Annotated in this window: 15 protein-coding genes; 5 read left to right on the top strand and 10 right to left on the bottom strand. The window is 45.1% G+C overall.

Features of this window, described 5'->3' with window-relative positions:
• Window positions 1–31: 31 nt before the first annotated feature.
• The 3 genes from ED312_RS04400 to ED312_RS04390 form a co-directional block, all read right to left on the bottom strand.
• Complete coding sequence (locus tag ED312_RS04400; RefSeq protein ID WP_240643021.1) at window positions 32–1,189, bottom strand: formylglycine-generating enzyme family protein; 1,158 nt, start codon at window positions 1,187–1,189, stop codon at window positions 32–34.
• Between the two features lie 192 nt (window positions 1,190–1,381).
• Window positions 1,382–1,858 carry a hypothetical protein gene (locus ED312_RS04395; RefSeq protein ID WP_123214795.1) on the bottom strand — a complete coding sequence of 159 codons (477 nt, stop codon included), beginning with the start codon at window positions 1,856–1,858 and terminating at the stop codon, window positions 1,382–1,384.
• Between the two features lie 141 nt (window positions 1,859–1,999).
• Window positions 2,000–2,476: a hypothetical protein gene (locus ED312_RS04390; protein ID WP_123214843.1), complete on the bottom strand. Its 477-nt coding sequence runs from the start codon at window positions 2,474–2,476 to the stop codon at window positions 2,000–2,002.
• Between the two features lie 65 nt (window positions 2,477–2,541).
• Here ED312_RS04390 and ED312_RS04385 point away from each other — a divergent pair, with 65 nt between their 5' ends.
• Entirely contained in the window at window positions 2,542–5,442 is a 2,901-nt protein-coding gene (locus ED312_RS04385) for an FAD-binding and (Fe-S)-binding domain-containing protein (protein WP_123214794.1), read from the top strand.
• 255 nt (window positions 5,443–5,697) lie between these two features.
• On the opposite strand, the gene thrC is transcribed toward ED312_RS04385, so the two are convergent.
• The 4 genes from thrC to thrA form a co-directional block, all read right to left on the bottom strand.
• Window positions 5,698–7,002, bottom strand: coding sequence for a threonine synthase (gene thrC, locus ED312_RS04380; protein WP_123214793.1), 1,305 nt, complete (start codon window positions 7,000–7,002; stop codon window positions 5,698–5,700).
• 5 nt (window positions 7,003–7,007) lie between these two features.
• Window positions 7,008–7,574 carry an AAA family ATPase gene (locus ED312_RS04375; protein WP_123214792.1) on the bottom strand — a complete coding sequence of 189 codons (567 nt, stop codon included), beginning with the start codon at window positions 7,572–7,574 and terminating at the stop codon, window positions 7,008–7,010.
• A 15-nt stretch (window positions 7,575–7,589) separates the two neighbouring features.
• Window positions 7,590–8,513, bottom strand: coding sequence for a homoserine kinase (locus ED312_RS04370; RefSeq protein ID WP_123214791.1), 924 nt, complete (start codon window positions 8,511–8,513; stop codon window positions 7,590–7,592).
• A gap of 75 nt (window positions 8,514–8,588) precedes the next feature.
• A complete protein-coding gene (gene thrA / locus ED312_RS04365) occupies window positions 8,589–11,036 on the bottom strand; it encodes a bifunctional aspartate kinase/homoserine dehydrogenase I (protein WP_123214790.1) in 2,448 nt (815 codons plus the stop codon).
• 2 nt (window positions 11,037–11,038) lie between these two features.
• Here thrA and ED312_RS04360 point away from each other — a divergent pair, with 2 nt between their 5' ends.
• The 3 genes from ED312_RS04360 to hutH all read left to right on the top strand — a co-directional run bounded on the left by ED312_RS04360 (window position 11,039) and on the right by hutH (window position 14,521).
• The gene (locus ED312_RS04360; RefSeq protein ID WP_123214789.1) at window positions 11,039–11,242 is read left to right on the top strand and encodes a hypothetical protein; all 204 of its coding nucleotides are present in this window, start codon (window positions 11,039–11,041) and stop codon (window positions 11,240–11,242) included.
• Window positions 11,243–11,338: 96 nt separating this feature from the next.
• Window positions 11,339–12,886: an NAD(P)H-hydrate dehydratase gene (locus ED312_RS04355; RefSeq protein WP_123214788.1), complete on the top strand. Its 1,548-nt coding sequence runs from the start codon at window positions 11,339–11,341 to the stop codon at window positions 12,884–12,886.
• A gap of 123 nt (window positions 12,887–13,009) precedes the next feature.
• Complete coding sequence (gene hutH, locus ED312_RS04350; protein ID WP_123214787.1) at window positions 13,010–14,521, top strand: histidine ammonia-lyase; 1,512 nt, start codon at window positions 13,010–13,012, stop codon at window positions 14,519–14,521.
• Between the two features lie 101 nt (window positions 14,522–14,622).
• Here hutH and ED312_RS04345 read toward each other — a convergent pair whose 3' ends face one another.
• The 3 genes from ED312_RS04345 to ED312_RS04335 all read right to left on the bottom strand — a co-directional run bounded on the left by ED312_RS04345 (window position 14,623) and on the right by ED312_RS04335 (window position 19,414).
• The gene (locus ED312_RS04345) at window positions 14,623–15,009 is read right to left on the bottom strand and encodes a hypothetical protein (RefSeq protein ID WP_123214786.1); all 387 of its coding nucleotides are present in this window, start codon (window positions 15,007–15,009) and stop codon (window positions 14,623–14,625) included.
• Between the two features lie 247 nt (window positions 15,010–15,256).
• Window positions 15,257–16,648 (bottom strand): 30S ribosomal protein S6--L-glutamate ligase, encoded by a 1,392-nt coding sequence (gene rimK, locus ED312_RS04340; RefSeq protein ID WP_123214785.1) that lies wholly within the window; start codon window positions 16,646–16,648, stop codon window positions 15,257–15,259.
• Window positions 16,649–16,861: 213 nt separating this feature from the next.
• Window positions 16,862–19,414, bottom strand: a complete 2,553-nt coding sequence (locus tag ED312_RS04335; RefSeq protein WP_123214784.1) for an ATP-dependent Clp protease ATP-binding subunit — start codon at window positions 19,412–19,414, stop codon at window positions 16,862–16,864.
• A gap of 515 nt (window positions 19,415–19,929) precedes the next feature.
• Between ED312_RS04335 and gyrA the strand changes: the two genes are divergently transcribed.
• The gene (gene gyrA / locus ED312_RS04330; protein WP_123214783.1) at window positions 19,930–22,452 is read left to right on the top strand and encodes a DNA gyrase subunit A; all 2,523 of its coding nucleotides are present in this window, start codon (window positions 19,930–19,932) and stop codon (window positions 22,450–22,452) included.
• The last annotated feature ends 101 nt before the right edge of the window (window positions 22,453–22,553 follow it).

Raw genomic sequence — 22,553 nt, 5'->3', positions numbered from 1 at the left:
GGCTGAATTCCGGACTGTACTGCTATCCGGGTTATTTTCCGGAGGAAACACACCGGAAACCCGTATGCTGCATACCGGTGTCAGGAGATGATTTCATACGCGATGTTACCCGGTACCCTTTGCAGTAGGATGCATTACACAGAAAAGATCCGCCACGGATCACTTTTTTCGGAACGGTAGGTTCCATGGGATCGTAGCTGGTTTCCGGGCCTTTCGGGTTGTCGGTGGTTTTATCCTGTAACTGCTGGTAATAATCGTTGTGATACCAGTCCGAACACCATTCCCATACGTTTCCGGCCATGTCATACAATCCATATCCGTTCGGGGAAAAGGATTTGACAGGGGCGGCAAGGAGATAGGCATCCCAATCGGTATTTTTGTTCGGGAAGGTTCCCTGCCAGGTATTGGCTTTGGGATTACCCGCTTCTATATCTTCATTCCCCCATGGGTATTTGTTGTCTTTCAGCCCGCCACGGGAAGCGAATTCCCATTCCGCCTCGGTAGGAAGCCTTTTTCCGGCCCACCTGGCATAGGCATTGGCATCATCCCAGGAGATGTGCACTACCGGGTAATTGTCCTTTCCTTCAATGGAACTTTCCGGTCCTTCAGGGTGTTTCCAATCGGCACCCTTCATCCAGCTCCACCATTGCGATGCATTGTTCAGGGGCACCGGGTGTGCCGGAGGAGTGAATACAAGAGAAGCGGCAACAAAAACGCTGTCATGGGGCTTAGGTGTACCCGGAGGAAGCTGTTGTTTGATGTCTTCCCATAATGGTGCTTTTTCCGCCGTGGTAATATAACCTGTTTCTTCTGTAAATTTCCGGAACTGGGCATTGGTTACTTCCGTTTCATCCATCCAGAAACCATTTACTCTTACCTTATGTGAGGGATATTCATCCTGCCGTCCTTCATCGTCGGAAGCCCCCATATAAAATTCTCCCGCGGGGATCCAGACCATTCCCTCATGCGAAACTTCTCCTTGCGGAATACTTGCGGAACTGCTGTCCGGGTTACCGGAAAACCGTTGCGGAAGCCCGGTTTCACATGAAGTTATACTATCCGGGACTTCGTGCTCCGTATTCTCTTTTTGAGTTTGGTCCTGCTCCTTGTTCCGGGAGTTGCAGGACATCAGGATGCTGTTTAATGCGAGGCACAGAAAAAAGGCACGGGAAATATTCTTAAAAGACATTATTCTTGGATTTTGGACCTAAAGGTACTAATAACAGATAAAATACAGAAGTGAAAGCAATGGGAAACACATCCATCGGGGATTGCGGGAAAAATATCGGGCATGTTTTCTGAGATCCTGTCGGTACTGCATAAAAAAACTCCCGAAAACCGGAGCTTTCGGGAGTTGAAATATAATGTCGATATTATATCTTTAGAATTGATAACGGATACCCAGAGCTATGTCCAGGTCCAGTCCGTCTCTGTATTCATCCGTAAAACCCAGCTCCGGCCGGAAATCGAGGGATAAAATAAGAGGAATATCAAAATCATATTCGATACCAACGTCACCTGCTATAAAAAAGAAGGCACCGCTGTCGTCAATATCGTTATTGTCGTAGCTACCCAGACCACCACCTGCGCCTGCATACCAGTTAAAATTACCTTCCAGGTTCCATACCCATTGGTACAAACCAGTAAGTTTAAAGGCATCCACATTGTCGGAGTCTCTCCAACCCAGGTCGAGTTCCAGTCGGTTATTGGCTCCCAGGGCTCTCTGATAGGAGATTTCGGCACCAAAACCCTTACTGTCTCCTAAACGGAGCCCAAGGGCATTTGGAGAGATCTCCTGGGCCTGAGATGTTGCCATAGTCCCTACGAATAAAACGGCCAAAAAAACAATTTTTTTCATAACAGATATTATTAATTTAACAATATTTATAGTTCAAGATAAGGAATTTTTTTAATATTCTTACATCCAAATCCAGATGATATTTGCGAATCCGGTTTCAAAATAGAAGAATAGCCCTAAAACTTACTTTGTTTCAGTGTATTAGAACTGAAACCGGATACCCAGGGCAATATCCAGATCGAGATCATCCCTGTAGTAATCGTTAAATCCCAATTCAGGGCGCATATCAAGAGAGAGAACAAGAGGAATATCGAAATTATATTCCAGGCCTATGTCTCCTGCCAGAAATAAAAAAGTTCCGCTTTTGTCCAGTCGCTCATTGTCATAACTACCCAATCCGCCACCGGCACCTGCAAACCAGTTAAAATTACCATCGAGCCTCCAGACCCATTGATGGAGTGCGGTCAGTTTAACAGCGTCTACATGATTTGAATCGCGCCACCCCAGATCGAGTTCCAGGCGGGTGTTACTCTTTAATAATCTTTGATAGGAGACCTCGGCACCAAACCCGTCACTGTCGCCGATACGCAATCCCAGAGCATTCGGAGATATGCGCTGTGCGTGAGATAAGGAAGCAGCGCCAAGTACAACAATACAGAACAAGAATATTTTTCTCATATAGTTCAATTTAACTTTGTTTAATGCCATTACAACGCTATTTTTACACAAATCTTATCAGACTCATGTTAAAATCGGCAGGTTTACAGCTTGAAGGAGAAATACGAAGTGATGATTTACATCGAAATATCTATGCTACAGATGCTTCCGTATACCGGAAACTTCCTCTCGCGGTAGCATATCCACGGACTAAAGAAGATATAAAAAAACTGATAGCATATGCTTCGGAGAATAATTTGTCGCTTATTCCCAGAACAGCAGGAACTTCCCTGGCGGGGCAGTGTGTAGGAGAAGGGATTGTAGTTGACGTGTCACGCTACTTTACCAGGATATTCCATGTGGACAAAGAAAAGAAAACAGCAGATGTGGAGCCCGGTGTTATAAGGGACGAACTGAACGAATACCTGCATTTGTACGACCTCTTTTTCGGACCGAACACATCCACATCCAACCGTTGCATGATCGGCGGAATGGTAGGTAATAATTCCAGCGGGACAACCTCAATCCAGTATGGAGTTACCCGGGATAAGGTGTTGGAAATAGAGGCTGTTTTGGCTGACGGGTCGGAAGTAGTATTCAAATCATTATCGGAAAAAGAGTTTAAAGAAAAACTTGAACTAAATACTTTAGAAGGAAACATATACAGGAGTTTATATGATAAATTAATGCCTGAGGAAGTAAGAGAACGCATCCGCAGTGCATATCCCAAACCCGAAATTCACCGAAGAAATAACGGATATGCCATTGATGAGATCATTAAACAGAAACCGTTTGAGCAGGATGGGGAAAATCTTAATCTCTGTAAACTGATCTGTGGCAGTGAAGGTACGCTGGTCTTTATAACCAGGATCAAATTGCAGCTGGAAGACCTTCCCCCGAAATACAGCGTTATGGTGGCGGCCCATTTTGAGAGTGTTGAAAACTGCCTTAATGCTGTTGTACCGGTAATGCAGCACAACCTGTTTACCTGTGAAATGATGGATAAGATAATACTGGACTGCACCAAAAATAACAAAAGCCAGATGGCCAACCGTTTTTTTATAGAAGGCGACCCCCAGGCCATTCTTATGCTGGAATTGCGATCAGATGATGAAAAAATATTGGAAGCGCGGAAAAACAGGTTAGTGGAAGCCCTGGCGGAAAGCGGGCAGAGTTATGCTTACCCGGCATTATACGGAGATGATATTCAGAAGGCACTGGAACTCCGGAAGGCCGGACTGGGGCTCCTGGGCAATATCGTGGGCGATAAAAAGGCTGTGGCCTGTATAGAAGACACTGCTGTGGCCCTGGATGACCTGGCCCTCTATATCGCCGAGTTCTCAACCCTGATGAAGAAATATCACCAGAGAGCGGTTTATTATGCTCATGCAGGAGCAGGGGAATTACATTTAAGACCGATACTCAACCTGAAAACCTCGGGCGATGTGGCCATGTTTCGTCGTATAACTACGGATGTGGCACAACTGGTGAAAAAATATAACGGATCCCTGAGCGGGGAACACGGTGACGGAATTGTGCGTTCGGAGTTCATAAAATTAATGCTTGGCGCCGAAAACTATCAACTGCTGACGGAGATAAAGTCTGCCTTTGATCCTGAAAATATCTTTAACCCGGGAAAAATAGTATATGCCCCTCCGATGGACGAATCGCTTCGGTATGAGAAGGACCGTAAGGAGCCGGAAATACGGACTTTCCTCGATTTTTCAGGATCGGAAGGAATACTAAGGGCAACGGAACAGTGTAACGGCAGTGGCGATTGCCGGAAAACCCATTTGTCTGCCGGAGCAATGTGCCCCAGTTACCACGCTACGAAAGACGAAAAGGATACTACACGTGCTCGGGCCAATACCCTTCGTGAATTTCTTACCCGATCCGAAAAAGAAAACAGGTTCGACCATCAGGAGATCAAGGAAGTTCTCGATCTCTGTCTAAGCTGCAAAGCCTGTAGCAGCGAATGCCCGAGTAACATGGATATGGCTACTCTGAAAGCGGAATTTCTTTATCAGTACCAAAAGGAGAACGGAACGAGCCTGAGGGACAAGGCGTTTGCCTATAATGCGCAACTCAATAGTCTTGCCTCTGTTTTTCCATGGCTGGTAAATGAGCTGTACCGGAATAATATTACGGCGGGCATGCTTAAAAAAGTGATAGGCATTTCACCGGAAAGAAATCTTCCTCTGTTAAAACCATTTAAAAGACCGGTTTTAAAATCGGGGATCACGTCGGATAATATTAAAGTAAAAGGTGAAGTTGTGCTATTTATTGATGAATTTACCAATTATTTAGATGGAAACATAGGAGAAGATGCAGTAAACCTTTTACAAGGTTTGGGATACGGTATCCATATCTACAGGGGAGATAGCGGACGTACCTTTATTTCCAAAGGTTTTTTAAAGCAGGCGGCTAAAGCTGCAGACAGGAACATAGAAAAATTACGGGAGATGGTTTCCGGAAACTGCCCGTTGATAGGTCTCGAACCTTCCGCTGTCCTGTCGTTCCGGGACGAATATATGAAGCTGGCTACGGATAAGGAAGAAGCCGGCAGAATTGCGGGGAATTCGTTTCTGATCGAAGAGTTTCTCGCGGGCGAAATCCAAAAAGGAAATATTACCGCGGCGCAGTTCACGGACGATTCCAGACAAGTAAAAATACACAACCATTGCCACCAGAAAGCCCTGTCCAATCAGAAAGTAACCTTTGATATTCTCAACCTTCCCGCAAACTATAATGTACGCATTATTAGCAGTGGTTGTTGTGGAATGGCAGGTTCTTTCGGCTATGAAAAAGAACATTACGAAGTAAGTATGAAGGTAGGGGGGCTACGATTATTTCCGGCCATACAGAGTTCGGAGGCAGATACCATTATCGCCGCGAACGGTACCAGCTGCAGGCACCAGATACTGGACGGAACGGGAAGAAAAGCAAAACATCCGGTCACCATATTAAAAGAGGCTTTGAGAAAGTGAGGGGAAAACTATGTTTTTCAGAGGAGTAAAGCCCTTTGACCGTCTGAAAATAACTAAAGAGCAATTCCATTCTTTGCCCAAACCTTTGCACATCTTGGTGCAGAGGGGCTGACTCGTTAAAAGTACGGAATGCCCAATATAAAGAGAGCCGGAAAACCCTATTTCTTGCAAAGGTTTTCCTGCTCTGCCCGGAACGTAATGTTCCGCATTTTCGCCTGTTACCGGTATGGGTATGCTGTTTGTTTCTATACTTGTTTACCTGGCATCCAGGAGGAAGGCTTTCAGTTCATCATAAGAACTTATGTTCTGTTTTACTTTTTCTTTACCCATAACAGCCTGGATCTGTTCCGGGATACCTACATTCACTCCCAGTGTTTCTTCCACGATATCCAGGAATTTTACCGGGTGTGCGGTTTCCAGGAATATCCCGGTTTTTCCGGGATTTTTGTCCAGGTATTCTTTAAGTCCCAGGTAACCTACGGCACCGTGCGGGTCAGCTATGTAACCGGATTTTCTGTAGAGTGCTGCCATGGTATTCCGGGTGGCTTCATCGGTAAAGCTATACGATGAAAATCTGGATTTCAATGTTTCTATATCATTGTCAAAAAGTTGTTGTATGCGTATAAAATTGCTCGGATTTCCTACGTCCATAGCGTTGGATATCGTCTGCCTGGACGGTTTTGGCGAATACACACCGCTTTTCAGGTATTGCGGAACGGTATCATTAATATTGGTTGCAGCAACAAAATGATTTACGGGCAACCCGAGCTTACCGGCCATGATACCGGCGCAGATATTTCCGAAGTTTCCGCTCGGCACGGCAAACACTACATCTTTGTTTTTGTTTTTCAGTTGTTTGAAGGCAAAAAAGAAATAGAACATTTGCGGCAGCCAGCGGGCTACGTTGATGGAGTTGGCCGAAGTGAGGTTTCTTTCCTTTAATGTTTCGTCGAGGAAGGCGGTTTTCACCATGTCCTGGCAATCATCAAAAGTACCGTTTACTTCCAGTGCGGTGATATTCTGCCCCAGGGTAGTAAGCTGCCTTTCCTGGATATCACTCACTTTTCCGGAGGGGTAGAGGATAATTACGTCTACACCTTCCACACCGAGGAAACCGCTTGCTACCGCACCTCCGGTATCTCCGGAAGTAGCGACAAGAACCGTTACTTTTCCGGAATCCTGTTTTCTGTCCCGGTTAAAATACCCCAGGCACCTGGCCATGAACCTGGCCCCGACATCTTTAAAGGCCATGGTGGGCCCATGAAACAATTCAAGGGAATAAACATCATCTTCCACCTTTTCCAGGGGAAAATCAAAAGATAAAGTGTCTTTTACGATCTCGCGAAGTTCCTTTTCCGGTATTTCGTTCCCGACAAACTGTTCTATGGCCCGGAACGCAATTTCCGCATCAGGAAGGTTTTCGAGATCTTTTATAAAATCCGGTTCCAGCGGATGTACCGATTCCGGAAAATACAGTCCTTTATCCGGAGCAAGCCCCCGTATTACGGCATCCCTGAAAGATGTCTTTTCACTTTTGTGGTTTAAGCTGTAATAGTTCATTATTTTTACAAGTTGAGATGGTTCAGTATAAATTTCACACGGTCCTCCACATTAGTTTTCGGGAGTTCCACGATTTTATAATTCAGTTTCGTATAAGTATCCGCCATTATTTCATAAGTTCTCAGGGCTTCTTCAAAATCCTGTTTTCTCTCTCCGTCAGTCCGGTATATCTCCTCCCATGCCGGGAAAAGAAATACGGTGGTATTGTAACGATATTTATGTATTTCATCTTCCAGGGCTTCGGATAACGGAATATTCTCCAGTCGGGAATAGGCGAGAGAATCCGGTATACCACGATCGAAGAGAAGGATGTCTGTCTTTTCCCTTTCCCTTGCAGACCGGTAAGAATCTATGGAGCGGCGTAGCATGATGTCCCTGTACTTTTTCTTGTTCTTCCAGGGTAAGGCATTACCTTTATTATCCATTTGTTCGCGGATGATCTCCCTGGCCACTTCCGGGACATATTCAAATCCCGATCGGGATAAGGCCAGCAGGGTAGTGGTCTTTCCTACTCCCGGTCCTCCGGTAAAGACATAAAATCCGTTTTCTTCCTGTATATTCTTAGGGAGCATTTTCAAGCGGTTTTTTCAGGAAAGGACACGCATCCCTTCCACATTGATACCGGAGATATGCACTTCGAAATCCACACCTGCACCGGCATATATTCCGGCCATGGCTTCGGCTACTTTTGCAGCAGTGACTTGTCCTTTGCTCAATGCAAAAATGGACGGGCCTGAACCAGAAATTCCTCCTCCGAGTGCTCCCGCATCCAGTGCTGCCTGTTTTACCTGGTTGAATTTTGGTATGAGCAGGCTGCGGAGGGGTTCTATGATACCGTCGTTAAGCGACCTGGAGATAAGTTCGTAATTTTCTGTGTAAAGGCCGCTTACCAGCCCTCCTAAATTTCCCCACTGCTGTATGGCCTTTTTCAAAGGGACGGAATGTTTCAGCACAGAACGGGCATCTGCTGTTTTCACTTCGATCTGCGGGTGTATCACAGAAGCAAAAAGTTCCCCTGGAGTATGCAGTTTTATAACATCCAGCGGCTCATAGCTACGTACCAGGGAAAAACCGCCAAGGAGGGCAGGTGCTACATTGTCCGCGTGAAGCGCTCCGCTGGCCAGTTTTTCGCCTTCCATGGCAAAGGGAATAAGTTCTGTTGCGGAAAAAGGTGTTCCCAAGAGCTTATTTATGCCGAATACGGCACCCGCCGCACTTGCCGCGCTACTTCCTATACCACTGCCGGGCTTTATTTTTTTGTATATTTCTATTTCGAATCCCTGGGAACTTCCGAGGGCTTTAAGCATAGCCATGGCAGACACACCTGCCACGTTCCTTTCGGTCTGAAGGGGAAGCTCCTGGCCTTCGATCCTGGTGATGGATACCTTGCCGTCATCCGTTTTCCGGATCACCATTTCGTCTCCTACAGTATCCAGGCATAATCCCAGTACGTCAAATCCACAGGTAACATTTGCAATGGTTGCCGGGCAAAAAAATCGTATTTCGTTCATTTTGTCATTTTTTAAAGCAATAGATGTCCGGTCGGGTGGTATACATATTATGAACCGGACATCTTTTATGGCTGTCTACATGTTACCGGCCCTTATGATATCGGCGAAGATACCCGATGCGGTAACATCTGCCCCGGCTCCGGCCCCTTTTACCAGAAGAGGTTGTTCGTTATACCTTTCCGTGAAAAACAGTACGATATTGTCTTTTCCTTCCAGGTTATAGAAAGGATGGTCTTTTGGAATATGCTGAAGTCCCACCTTGGCTTTTCCGTTTTCGAATTGTGCTACATATTTCAGCCTGCATCCTTTGGAAGCGGCATCCGTGTATATTTTTTCGAAATGCGATTTGTGATCTGCCAGGGATTTGTAAAAGTCATCTACGGAAACCGTGTCCAGGCTTTCCTGCGGCAGGAAAGACTCGTTTTCGATATCGGCGATTTCCAGGGCATAACCGCTTTCCCGGGCAAGGATAAGTATTTTTCGCATCACATCAATACCGCTCAGGTCGATTTTAGGGTCCGGTTCGGTATAGCCTTCGGCTTGGGCCTGTTTTACGACCTCATTAAAAGAATTCTTATCATTGAAATTGTTGAACACAAAATTAAGACTTCCGGAAAGTACGGCTTGTATCTTATTTACTTTATCTCCCGAAGCTACCAGGTTCTTGAGTGTGTCGATAATCGGTAATCCGGCCCCCACATTGGTTTCGAAAAGGAAGGGTGCATTGTACTTCCTGGACAGGTCTTTCAGCAGGGAGTAATGTTCAAAAACGGAAGAACAGGCTATTTTGTTGCAGGTTACCACGGCAATACTGTTTTTCAGGTAATCCGCATAAGTCGCGGCTACAATATCGCTGGCCGTATTATCGACAAATATACTGTTCCTGAGATTGAGCTCTTTGACTTTCTCAAAGAATTTTTCTTTACCGGCGGCCTCTCCGTTTTCCAGGGCTTCTTTCCAGTTTTTCAGGTCTATCCCGTTATCGTCAAAATACATTTTCCTGGAATTGGAAAGCGCCACAACCCTTACATTGAGCCGGAGCTTTTCCTTGAGATACTTCTTTTGACGGTCTATCTGGTTAAGGAATTTTTCACCTACATTCCCGACTCCCATCACAAAAATATTGAGCTGTTTTACGTTATCCTCAAAGAAACGCTCGTGCAGTGTATTCAGGGCTTTTTTAACATCGGATTTATGGATCACCGCAGAAATATTCCGCTCGGAAGCTCCCTGCGCTATGGCCCGGATGTTTACATTGTTTTGTCCGAGTGCGCTGAACATTTTGCCACTGAGCCCCTGGTGACTTTTCATATTGTCACCCACCAGGGCTACGATAGCCAGATGGTCTTCTACGATGACCGGGTTGAGTTTTTTTGCGGCTATTTCATATTCGAAAGCTTCATTTACCGCCTTTTCCGCCTTTTGCATATCTTTTTCGGCAATACCTATACATATGGAATGCTCGGAAGAAGCCTGGGTGATAAGGGCCACATTGATATTGTGAAGGGACAGTACTTCGAAGAACCTTTTGGAAATACCGGATATCCCGACCATACCGCTGCCTTCCAGTGAGAGCAGTGCCATATTATCTATGTGGCTTATCCCCCGGACGGGACGGGAAGAGCCATTGGTGTTTTTACGGATAAAAGTGCCTTTTTCCTCCGGGTGAAAGGTGTTACGGATATGGATAGGGATCCCTCTCATAAGTACGGGCTGGATAGTTGGCGGATACAGCACTTTAGCCCCGAAATGTGACAGTTCCATCGCTTCTTCGTAAGAGATATCGGGTATGGCGAAAGCTTGTTTTACCAGTTTCGGGTTCGCGGTGTACATACCGCTGACATCAGTCCATATTTCTAATACAGACGCATTCACGGCGCCGGCCATGATCGCTGCGGTATAGTCCGATCCGCCTCTTCCGAGTGTAGTGGAATTTCCGTTTGCCGAAGAAGCAACAAATCCGGGGGCTACAATTATTTTGTAGGTCACGGTACCAAAATAGGTTTCGCACAGGTGGTTGGTAGTTGTGAAATCTACGGCAGCCCTACCGTAATTTTCATCAGTTTTGATGAGGGTCCGGCTGTCTTTATGGATAGCGTCCAAACCTTCCGAAACAAAGAATTCACCTATGATATAAGAGGAGAGGAGTTCGCCGTATCCCAGTATTCTGTCCAGCAGCTTCGAGGTGGTTTCACCAATTAAAAAAGCGCCTTCCAGCAGGGTTTCCAGTGTGTTAAGCTCTCTTTTAACGGCACTGAGAATTTTGCTTTGAGAAGAAACGGGGAGTAGTTCCCGGGCAGTATCCAGGTGCCGCTTTTCTATTTCCTCCATGATCTGTGTGTAGCCTTCGTTTCGCAGAGCGGCCTGTTCGGCAGCTTCCAGCAAAAGATCGGTTACACCACTGAAAGCAGATACCACAATGATCTGTTTATCATCTTTGGCGTTGCTTTCTACAATTTTTTTTACCAATTTTATGCGTTCAGCATTGGCAACGGACGAACCTCCGAATTTTAAAACCTTCATGTGTGAAAAATCTTGAGTTGATTATAAAAATTATGTGTTTGAATGTTTGGTTCAAACAAGACAGATGTGGATTATATGAAAGAAATTATACCCCAAATGGGGTAATAATACCGGTAGTAATAATGCCAAAAGAAATCATCCCGGATGTAGAGGTACATCCTTTAAAAGTAGCGGGTGATATATTAAAAGCTTCTGACATTTATTGAAGTATTGACAGTTCAAATGTAGTACATTTGTCAAAAGGAGCAAACATTTTTTCAACTTTTGCGAAATTCTTAAAGAAAAAATAAAAACTTAATACAATGAACATTTTTTCCCTCGAACAAATACGTGAAGCTGACAGATTAACAATATTGAACCAGAATATAAGCAGTGATGAATTGATGGAAAGGGCAGGAGCACGTGTTTTTGAATGGCTGCACGGCAGGTTACAGGGGAATGCGGTCCGTATTCATGTTTTTTGCGGTGTAGGGAACAATGGTGGTGATGGTCTTGTTATTGCCCGCCTCCTGATGGAGAGCGAATATAATGTCAAAGTGTATATTGTTGATTTCAGTGAAAAGAGATCCCCGGACTTTCTGCTCAACCTCGACAGGATAAAAAACATGAAACACTGGCCCGAACATTTTAACGGGGACAAGGGGGAGGAACTGCCGGACATCAAACGAGAGGATATTATCGTAGATGCCATTTTCGGGGTGGGGCTTAACCGGGCCCCGTCCGGATGGGTGGGGAAACTGATGGAACATATCAATGCGACCGGGGCTTTTGTGCTTTCCGTAGATATGCCATCCGGATTGTTTATGAATACGGTACCGGAAAAAGGTTCTCCGGTTATTCAGGCTGCACATACTCTTGCGTTCCAGTCTCCGAAGCTGGTGTTTTTTCTTCCCGGTACGGGGATTTATACTTCTTCCTGGGAGATCCTGGACATTGATCTGGACAAGGAATACCTGCGGAATATTCAGCCTGAGGCTGTCTTTATAGAGAAGAGCGAAGCCTTGTCCCTCTATATTCCCCGAAAGAAATTCTCCCATAAAGGTACCTATGGGCACGCCTTGTTTATAGGAGGAAGTTATGGTAAAATAGGTGCTGTTTACCTTTCTGCAAAGGCTTGTTTAACCTCCGGGGCCGGGCTGGTAACCACGTATATGCCCCGTTGCGGATATTCGATACTTCAGACCGCTTTACCGGAAGCTATGGTGCTGACCGATGCCAATGAGGAACATATTTCCACTATAGCATTTGATCTGGAGCCTAAGGTGATAGGCATAGGGATCGGGCTGGGAAAACACCGGGCCACGGTGGACGCCTTTAAGGCTTTTCTTCAGAAAAACAGTACACCTCTCGTAATCGATGCCGATGCCCTCAATATATTATCTGAAAATCCGGAGTTAGTGCAACGGGTACCTGCAAAATCGGTATTAACCCCGCATCCGAAGGAACTGGAACGGCTGATAGGGACATGGAAGGATGATATGGAAAAACTCGAGAAGGGAAAGGCTTTTGCGAAAGAACACGACCTGGTCCTGGTTGTGAAAGGCGCACATACTATTGTAATATATAATGAAAAGTTATATGTGAACAGTACCGGTAATCCAGGGATGGCCACCGGAGGGAGCGGAGATGTTTTGACCGGAATGATAACGGGGCTTATAAGCCAGGGATACACTCCTGTCAATGCAGCTGTATTCGGGGTTTATCTTCACGGGAAGGCCGGGGATATTGCTGTTTCCAATACAGGTTACGAAGCACTTACGGCAGGTGGTATTATAGATTATACGGGGGATGCTTTCCTTGATCTTTTTGCCCGCCCGGAGCATCAGGAGGCCGGACAGGAAGCAGGATAAGAAAAGGACAGATAAAATCACAATTTTTCAGTTTTTGCTTTCCATAATAAATAATTAGCAATAAAAACTTGGATTTTTTGGTTTGAATGTGGAATTTTGACCGATTTTTGAACCTCTACCGGAATGAAGGATACACATTATATATGCACGGACATACTGAATTTGGAGCAGATACTGGATATTGTCCGCAATAACAAAAAGATAGCACTTTCTGAAGAAGCCAAGCTTAATATAAAAAAGTGCAGGGCGTATCTGGATGAAAAACTGAAAAACCAAAAAGAACCCATTTACGGTATTAATACGGGGTTCGGATCGTTGTACAATATTAAGATTTCCGGGGAACACCTGAACAGGTTACAGGAAAACCTGGTCATGTCCCATGCTTGCGGGACCGGGGAAAAAGTGCCCGTGGATATTGTAAAACTGATGTTGCTTCTCAAAGTACAGTCCCTTTCCTATGGCTATAGTGGGGTTCAGTTGTCCACAGCGCAAAGACTGATTGATTTTTACAACAATGATATTATTCCCGTGGTGTACACTCAGGGATCGCTCGGAGCTTCGGGAGACCTGGCTCCTCTGGCACATCTGGCATTGCCCCTGATAGGGAAAGGAGAAGTATACTACCGGGGAAAGGTCGTGACTGCCGATGAAATAATGGGAATTATGAACTGGTCTCCCGTAGAATTACAGTCTAAGGAAGGTCTCGCCTTGTTAAACGGAACACAGTTTATGAGTGCGTACGGGATCTCACTGGTGATACGTTCTTATAAACTATCTTACCTGGCCGATCTCATAGGGAGTATTTCGCTGGAGGCTTATGACGGAAGGATAGAGCCTTTTGATGCTTCTATTCATCTTATAAGGCCCCATCGCGGACAGGTGAAGACGGCCGAAAGGATCTCCGGTTTTCTCAGGGGGAGTGAACTTATCGCCCGGAAAAAGAAACATGTGCAGGACCCGTATTCGTTCCGTTGCATGCCACAGGTGCACGGGGCTACAAAAGATACGTTGAACTTTGTCCGGAAAACTTTTAAAACAGAGATCAATTCGGTTACGGACAATCCCAATATATTCCTCGATGAAGATAAAATATTATCGGGAGGGAATTTTCACGGACAGACGCTCGCACTTGCCCTGGATTATCTGGCCATAGCCATGGCGGAACTGGGAAATATTTCGGAACGGAGAACGTATCAACTGGTTTCGGGGCTCAGGGGATTACCGGCTTTTCTGATAAACGACCCGGGACTTAATTCGGGGCTAATGATACCGCAATACACGGCTGCGAGTATTGTAAGTCAGAATAAACAGCTTGCTACACCGGCGAGTATAGACAGTATTGTTTCTTCCAACGGACAGGAAGACCACGTAAGTATGGGGGCTAATGCGGCTACCAAATGCCTTAGGTTAATGGATAATGTAGAGCGTATCCTCGCTATTGAGTTGCTCAACGCATCACAGGCCCTGGTGTTTCGTGAGCCTGTGAAAACATCACCGTTCCTGGAGGAATTCCTGAAAAGTTTCCGGGAAAAGGTGCCGTTTATCAGTCAGGACAGGATATTGCATGATGATATAGCAAACGCCATAGCCTTTTTAAAAGATTACGGTATAGGAGAAGAAATGTTGACGGATTAGGCGGAGCAGGTTACTATAATAAAAGTCTGAAAGTGTAAGTAGAATGCCTGAAGGCGATACAGGCCGGTTGTGGCTATGTCATCATTTTTTGGTTTTCCCGTTTAATCGAGAGTGACCCCGGAAGCATTTACGCGGTCGCGTATCCAGCTTTTGGCAGTTTCCAGGTTATAGAAGTACTGAAAGGGCTTCTTGCAAAATAATTCTTCGATCCTGGAACTGAGCCTTTGAGCGGACGTAGTGACCACAATTGCAATGGCTACAAAATTCTCTATTTTTTCTGCTTCAAGATAGATAAAGGGATCAATGGAATAAGAGTATATCCTGTTGGAAATAAACCCGAAGGGTTTGTTCCTGAAATTCTTGAGACAGAGAGAAAGCAGTATATTATTTTGCTCGGATACAAGATGTATCCCTTCATTTATTTCCGCAATGACGAAGTTCTCGTAAAATTCGAGATATCCAAAGTCCAGTTTTACTCTTTTTGGCATAATGAACGGGCTGTTTCCCGGTTAAAAAGGTATATCAAAAAAGTATCAGGTTGTTTTGAAAGGACGGTACGAAAATAAATTAGCTGTGAAGGAAACGGAAAAAAACTAGACGAAAGGCATATATTTCCGAAGAAAAAGCTTTTCACCCTAAAAGAAAGGGGGATGTAACACCCTCAAAATGCTATAGGTGTGGAGAAAGGGGGGAGGAAAGAGGTGGTTTGTCAGAAAAACAACCTCTTTCGGATATTTACGATTGCTCGTATTCCCTCGGATTGTATTTCAGGTATTTTTCGATAGCCCGGATCATCAGGGAAGCAATATCTTTTTCTGTAGCGGTTTCGATGCCTTCGAGGCCCGGAGAAGAATTTACTTCCAGGAGCAACGGTCCTTTGGAAGAACGGATGATATCCACCCCGGCAACCTGAAGTCCCATGGCTTTTGCCGCTTTTACTGCAATTCTTTTTTCTTCTGCGGTTACCTTTATCAATGAAGCCGTACCTCCCAGGTGCATATTGGCACGGAATTCTCCGGGAGGAGCTTCCCTTTGCATGGCGGCAACAACTTTGCCGTCTATAACAAAACAGCGGATGTCCTTACCGTTAGCTTCTTTGATGAATTCCTGTACCAGGATATTCGCATTAAGACTCTTGAAGGCATTGATTACACTTTCTGCGGCCTTTTTGGTTTCTGCGAGGACGACCCCTTTGCCCTGGGTGCCTTCCAGCAGTTTAATGATAAGAGGGGAACCTCCAACCATTTTAATAAGGTCGTTAGTGTCCAGCGGAGAATTGGCAAATCCCGTGGTGGGGATGTCAATACCGTTGTTAAGCAGTAATTGCAGGGAAAACAATTTGTCCCTGGACTGGCTTATGGCAGCGGCACTGTTCAGGCAAAATATTTTAAGGGATTCGAACTGCCTGGTGAGAGCGCAGCCGTAGAACGTCATGGCCGGACGGATACGGGGGATTACGGCATCCAGGTCATTGAGGATTTTTCCCCCCCTGTAATGTATCTCGGGGGTTTTGGCATCCAGTTTCATATAGCACTGACGGATGTTGAAAAAACGTACATCGTGGCCTCTTCGTTCTCCCGCCTCGATAATCCTGCGGTTACTGTAAAGGTCCGGATTGCTTGCAAGGACTCCTATTTTCAGTCCGTGACGGCTTTCCACTTTAAGTTTGTATTTACTCTCCACATCTTCGTCGGACATTTCACCAAGTAAAAAGCTGCTTTCAGGATCGACGAGCATGCGGCCCATCATGGCTTCCCTGCCAAGCAGCATACGGTATCCCATGCTGTCCCTGTTCGTAAGTGTGAGTTCAATATCCCATGAGGAACCGTTAATGTGCAGGGCAGTCCGGATTACATACCGGTTTTCCCGGTTTCCGGTAGAACTTTTTACAACTCTTTTGTCGATAGCAAGTGCTTCGCAGTGGATAAGTTTTTTGCCGTTATTCTGAATGGGAAAAACATCGAAGGTTACCCATGTTTCATTATTTCGCTGAAACGGGTTAATGTTTACCGCATGAAGGGCAGAAGTTTTTGCCCCGCTGTCTACACGTACTTTTATTGCGGGAATCTGGAGTTGGGGGAGGGCAACCCACTCTTCACTTCCAACGATGGTTTTATTTTCTGTCATGGTATGTTTTTATGTAATAAGGTTGCTTTTTTGCCGCGGCAAATAAACTACAATATATCAAAATTTTAAAAGAAAAAGTTGTAAATCTATTGTTATCTTTTTGCGGGATGACGCATGGTCCCTTTTGCGACAGGATTCCTGTAAAAAAGAAAGCCGTACTTTAAACGAAAATGTCAAAGTACGGCTCTGTAGTTAATGGCAGTTATACGAATATTAACTGTTGGTAGGTTCTTCCGCTTTTCTGATGGCTACGGTAAGTTCATCCTTCTCCTTGTCGAGGTCCATAAAGATGCTGTCACCTTCTGCAAGTTTGGAAGTGATGATCTCCTCCGCAAGGGTATCCTCTATATATTTCTGAATAGCCCTTTTGAGCGGACGCGCACCATATTGTTTGTCAAATCCTTTTTCCGCGATATAATCCTTGGCCGCATCACTTAGCTTAAGATTATAGCCGATGTCTTTGATGCGAACGTAAAGCCTTTCGAGTTCGATATCGATGATCTTGTGGATATCTTCTCTTTCGAGAGGATTAAAGACAACCACATCGTCAATACGGTTCAGGAATTCCGGGGCAAAAGCTTTTTTGAGGGCATTTTCAATAACACTTTTCTGATAGTCATCTGCCTGGGCCTTTTTTGCCGCCGTACCAAAACCAACGCCCTGACCAAAATCTTTGATCTGGCGGGCCCCGATATTGGAGGTCATTATTATAATGGTATTCCTGAAATCCACTTTTCTTCCGAGACTATCGGTCAGATACCCGTCATCCAATACCTGGAGCAGCATGTTAAATACATCCGGATGCGCTTTTTCCACCTCGTCGAGAAGAATAACTGCGTATGGTTTTCTGCGTACTTTTTCCGTAAGTTGTCCGCCTTCTTCATACCCCACGTATCCGGGAGGTGCTCCGATCAGTCTGGATATGGCGAATTTCTCCATATATTCACTCATATCGATACGTACCAGAGAATCTTCGGAATCAAACAGTTCTTTTGCGAGTACTTTGGCCAGCTGCGTTTTTCCCACACCGGTCTGACCGAGGAAAATAAACGATCCTATCGGTTTATTGGGGTCCTTAAGCCCCGCCCGGTTTCTCTGGATGGCCTTAACCACTTTACCGACGGCTTCATCCTGCCCGATAACCTTACCTTTGATAAGTTCCGGAAGTTTTGCCAGTTTGCTGCTTTCTGCCTGGGCTATGCGGTTTACAGGTACACCGCTCATCATGGACACTACGTCAGCAACATTGTCTTCGGTAACGGTTTCCCTGTGAAGTTTGCTTTCTTCCTCCCATTTTTCCTGGGCAGTAGCAAGGTCTTTTTCCAGGCGTTTTTCATCGTCACGTAACTTGGCCGCTTCCTCGTATTTCTGTTTTTTTACGACCGAATTTTTGAGGACCCGTACATCTTCGAGCTGTTTTTCGAGTTCCAGGATCTGTTTGGGTACCTGCATATTGGTGATATGTACCCTGGACCCTGCCTCGTCCAGTGCATCTATAGCTTTGTCCGGGAGGTAACGGTCCGTCATATATCTGTTTGTGAGTTTTACACAGGCCTCTATGGCTTCTTCCGTGTAGTTCACATTGTGGTGCTCTTCGTATTTTTCTTTAATATTGTGCAGGATCTCTATGGTTTCCTCTACCGAAGTAGGTTCTACGATAACCTTCTGGAAACGTCGTTCCAGGGCCCCGTCTTTTTCGATATACTGCCGGTATTCATCCAGGGTGGTAGCTCCTACACATTGAATTTCACCCCTGGCAAGGGCCGGTTTGAACATGTTGGATGCATCCAGACTTCCCGTGGCACCGCCGGCACCCACTATAGTGTGGATCTCGTCGATAAAGAGAATGATGTCATCATTCTTTTCCAGCTCGTTCATCACGGCTTTCATCCTTTCTTCGAACTGTCCGCGGTATTTGGTTCCGGCCACGAGCGAGGCCAGGTCCAGGGTAACCACACGTTTATTGTACAGTATCCTGGAAACTTTCTTCTTAACAATCCTCAGGGCCAGACCCTCGGCAATGGCACTTTTACCAACACCGGGTTCCCCGACCAGCAGCGGGTTGTTTTTCTTTCTCCTGCTGAGTATCTGCGATACCCTTTCTATTTCCTTTTCTCTTCCTACTACGGGGTCCAGTTTGCCTTCTTCGGCCAGTTGTGTCAAATCACGCCCGAAATTGTCCAGGACCGGGGTCTTGGATTTTTTGGTGGATTTGCCCCCGGAAGGATTGTTGAAAGGGTTGTCCCTTGAAGGTTCATCCGCAGCTCCCGGTTCATCCGAAAAAGATTCGGCGGAAGGCAGGTCTATGTATTCGTCTTCGCTTGCACTCATAAACTTAAATTGTTCTTTGACCCCATCGTAATCTACTTTAAGCTTGTTCAGTAATTTAGTGGTAGGGTCGTTTTCATTTCTTAGTATACAGAGCAAAAGGTGCGCTGTGTTTATGGAAGAACTCTGAAAGAGTTTGGCTTCCAGGAATGTTGTCTTTAAAGCGCGTTCCGCTTGTCTGGTAAGATGTAAATTCTTTTTGTCGTTGGCAACAAAAGCAGAGCTTGAATTAGCCGGACTCAGTATTTCCACTTTTCTCCGCAGCACATCCAGGTCCACATCCATTGCATTAAGTATGTTGATTGCTTTGCCACTACCGTCGCGCAGTAGTCCAAGCATAAGGTGTTCCGTGCCTATAAAATCATGTCCGAGACGAAGTGCCTCTTCCTTGCTATAAGCAATAACATCTTTTACTCTCGGTGAAAAATTGTCATCCATAATTTTGTCTCCTTTCGAATATCCCCGGCATCAATAAAAGGTATGGTTACGGGGAACAGGTTTAAAAATAATAAAAATCTACAACGATATTACAAAAACCATACCCTTTGAGGTGGAACGTACTGCTAATAGACGAAAAATCTATGAAAAACAAAAATTTTTAACGTGCATTTTATTAACGGTTTCCGGGATACCGGTGCAGGGGTTGGTGGGCCCTTGTGTGCGTACCCTTTCGTTTTCTTTACCTCCCGTGATGAAAAACACCTTTGCAGGACTTTGCAGAGATGTTGTAATGCTCCATTAAAACCGGTATGCACACGGTTTTACTCATTTGCCCGGAAATACCGTGAAAGTGCAAATATACTGGTTATCAACAGGAAAAAAATGCTATCCCTGTTGTGTTGTTGCTGTTAATAAAATACTTAAAAAAGGAAAGGGTTTTGCTCAGGGGAAGTGGATAAAATCCGTATATTGGCTCGATTTGAAATTAAACCTGTATAATTAATTTTTTTAATATGGCAGAAGGAGAAAAGCTGATACCTATTAATATTGAAGATGAGATGAAGTCGGCTTACATCGATTATTCGATGTCGGTCATTGTGTCACGTGCCCTTCCGGATGTGAGGGACGGATTAAAGCCGGTACACAGAAGGGTCCTGTTCGGAATGTATGAACTGGGCGTATTGAGTAACCGGTCGTATAAGAAGTCGGCTAGAATAGTAGGAGAGGTTTTGGGTAAGTACCACCCGCACGGGGACAGTTCGGTTTACGATACTATGGTAAGGATGGCTCAGGAATGGAGCCTTCGTTATATGATGGTGGACGGACAGGGGAACTTCGGTTCCGTTGATGGTGACCCGCCTGCTGCAATGCGTTATACCGAGGCAAGGATGAGGAAGATCTCGGAAGACATGTTGGCAGATATAGACAAAGAGACAGTAGATCATTCCCTGAATTTTGACGATACTCTACAGGAACCGACGGTATTGCCTACCCGGGTACCAAACCTTCTTGTAAACGGAGCTTCCGGTATTGCGGTGGGTATGGCAACCAATATGCCTCCCCACAACCTGGCAGAGGTCATAGACGGAACCATAGCTTATATCGACAACAACGATATTGAAATCGATGAGCTGATACAGCACATCAAAGCCCCGGATTTTCCGACCGGGGGCATTATCTACGGTTATGACGGGGTAAGGGAAGCATTCAAAACCGGGAAGGGACGGGTAGTTATCCGTGCCAGAGCCACAATAGAGGAAGTACAGGGCCGTGAGTGTATCGTGGTTACAGAGATTCCTTACCAGGTAAACAAGGCGGAGATGATCAAGAAAACCGCAGAGCTTGTTAACGATAAGAAACTGGAAGGTATTGCCAATATCCGGGATGAATCGGACCGGAAAGGGATGCGTATCGTTTATGTATTGAAAAGAGATGCGATACCAAACATTGTTCTGAATACGTTATACAAATACACTGCGCTGCAGTCTTCTTTCAGTGTTAATAATATTGCACTTGTTGCCGGGCGACCGCAACTGCTCAACCTCAAGGATATGATTCACCATTTCGTGGAACATCGTCACGAAGTTGTGGTGCGCAGAACGGAATACGAGCTTAAAAAAGCAGAAGAGAGAGCACATATCCTGGAGGGACTTATCATAGCTTCCGACAATATAGATGAAGTAATTGCCCTTATCCGGGCATCCAGCAATGGTGAAGAGGCCCGTGAGAAACTGATGGAACGTTTCTCTCTTTCCGAGGTACAGGCCAGGGCAATCGTAGAAATGAGACTACGACAGCTCACCGGACTGGAGCAAGACAAGCTGCGTACGGAATACGAAGAGATCATAAAACTTATAGAAGAACTGAAGGATATTCTGGCACGTAAGGAACGAAGAATGGAGATTATCAAAGAAGAACTCCACGAAATCAAGGATAAGTACGGAGATCCCAGAAGATCTACCATAGAGTATGCCGGAGGGGATCTAAGTATTGAAGATATGATCCCGGACGAGCAGGTGGTAATTACCATCTCGCATGCCGGTTACATTAAAAGAACCTCGCTGTCCGAATACAAAACACAGAACAGGGGAGGTGTAGGCCAAAAAGCATCTACTACAAGGAACGAGGATTTTCTGGAACATCTGTTTGTAGGGACAAATCACCAGTATATGCTGTTCTTTACCCAAAAGGGTAAATGTTTCTGGCTCCGGGTCTATGAAATTCCCGAGGGTACGCGAACTTCCAAAGGAAGGGCTATCCAGAACCTTATCAATATAGAACAGGAAGATAAGGTAAAAGCATTTATCTGTACACAGGACCTGAAGGACACAGAATACATCAATAATCATTATGTGATAATGGCTACCAAAAAAGGGATCGTTAAGAAAACTTCTTTGGAGCAATATTCACGACCGCGACAGAATGGTATTAATGCCATTACCATACGTGAAGATGACGAATTGTTGGAAGCAAGACTTACTACCGGGAACAGCCAGGTGATGCTTGCGGTAAGGTCCGGTAAGGCAGTGCGTTTTGAAGAAGAGAAGACCCGGCCTATGGGAAGAAATGCTTCCGGTGTACGTGGTATTACTCTTGCGGATGCTTCAGACGAAGTGGTAGGGATGATAACAATCAATAATTCACAGGAAGAAAGTGTACTGGTCGTATCCGAAAACGGTTATGGTAAACGGACTTTTATCGATGATCCGGAAGATGGCAGTCCGATATACAGAATCACAAATCGAGGTGGAAAAGGTGTGAAAACTATTTCCATTACAGAAAAAACCGGTAAATTAGTGGCGATAAAAAGTGTATCCGATACGGATGACCTGATGATCATTAATAAATCCGGTATTGCCATACGTTTAAAAGTAAGTGATTTACGTGTTATGGGGCGGGCAACGCAAGGAGTAAGGCTTATCAACATCAAAGGAAATGATTCTATTGCTGCCGTTGCAAAAGTAATGCGTGAAGAGGAAGCCGATGGTGAAGAATTTGAAGGTACCGAAATAGATGATGTGGAAACAAATGATTAGTTTTGTTAAAATATTATCTTAAGTTTATTGAAATTAAAAAAAATAAAACCTAATCTTGAACCGTTTTAACGGATATAATTAAAAAAGAAACTATTTTAATT

The organism is Sinomicrobium pectinilyticum, from assembly GCF_003725735.1.
Lineage (GTDB): Bacteria > Bacteroidota > Bacteroidia > Flavobacteriales > Flavobacteriaceae > Sinomicrobium > Sinomicrobium pectinilyticum.
This window is presented reverse-complemented; position numbering and strand designations above follow the sequence as displayed.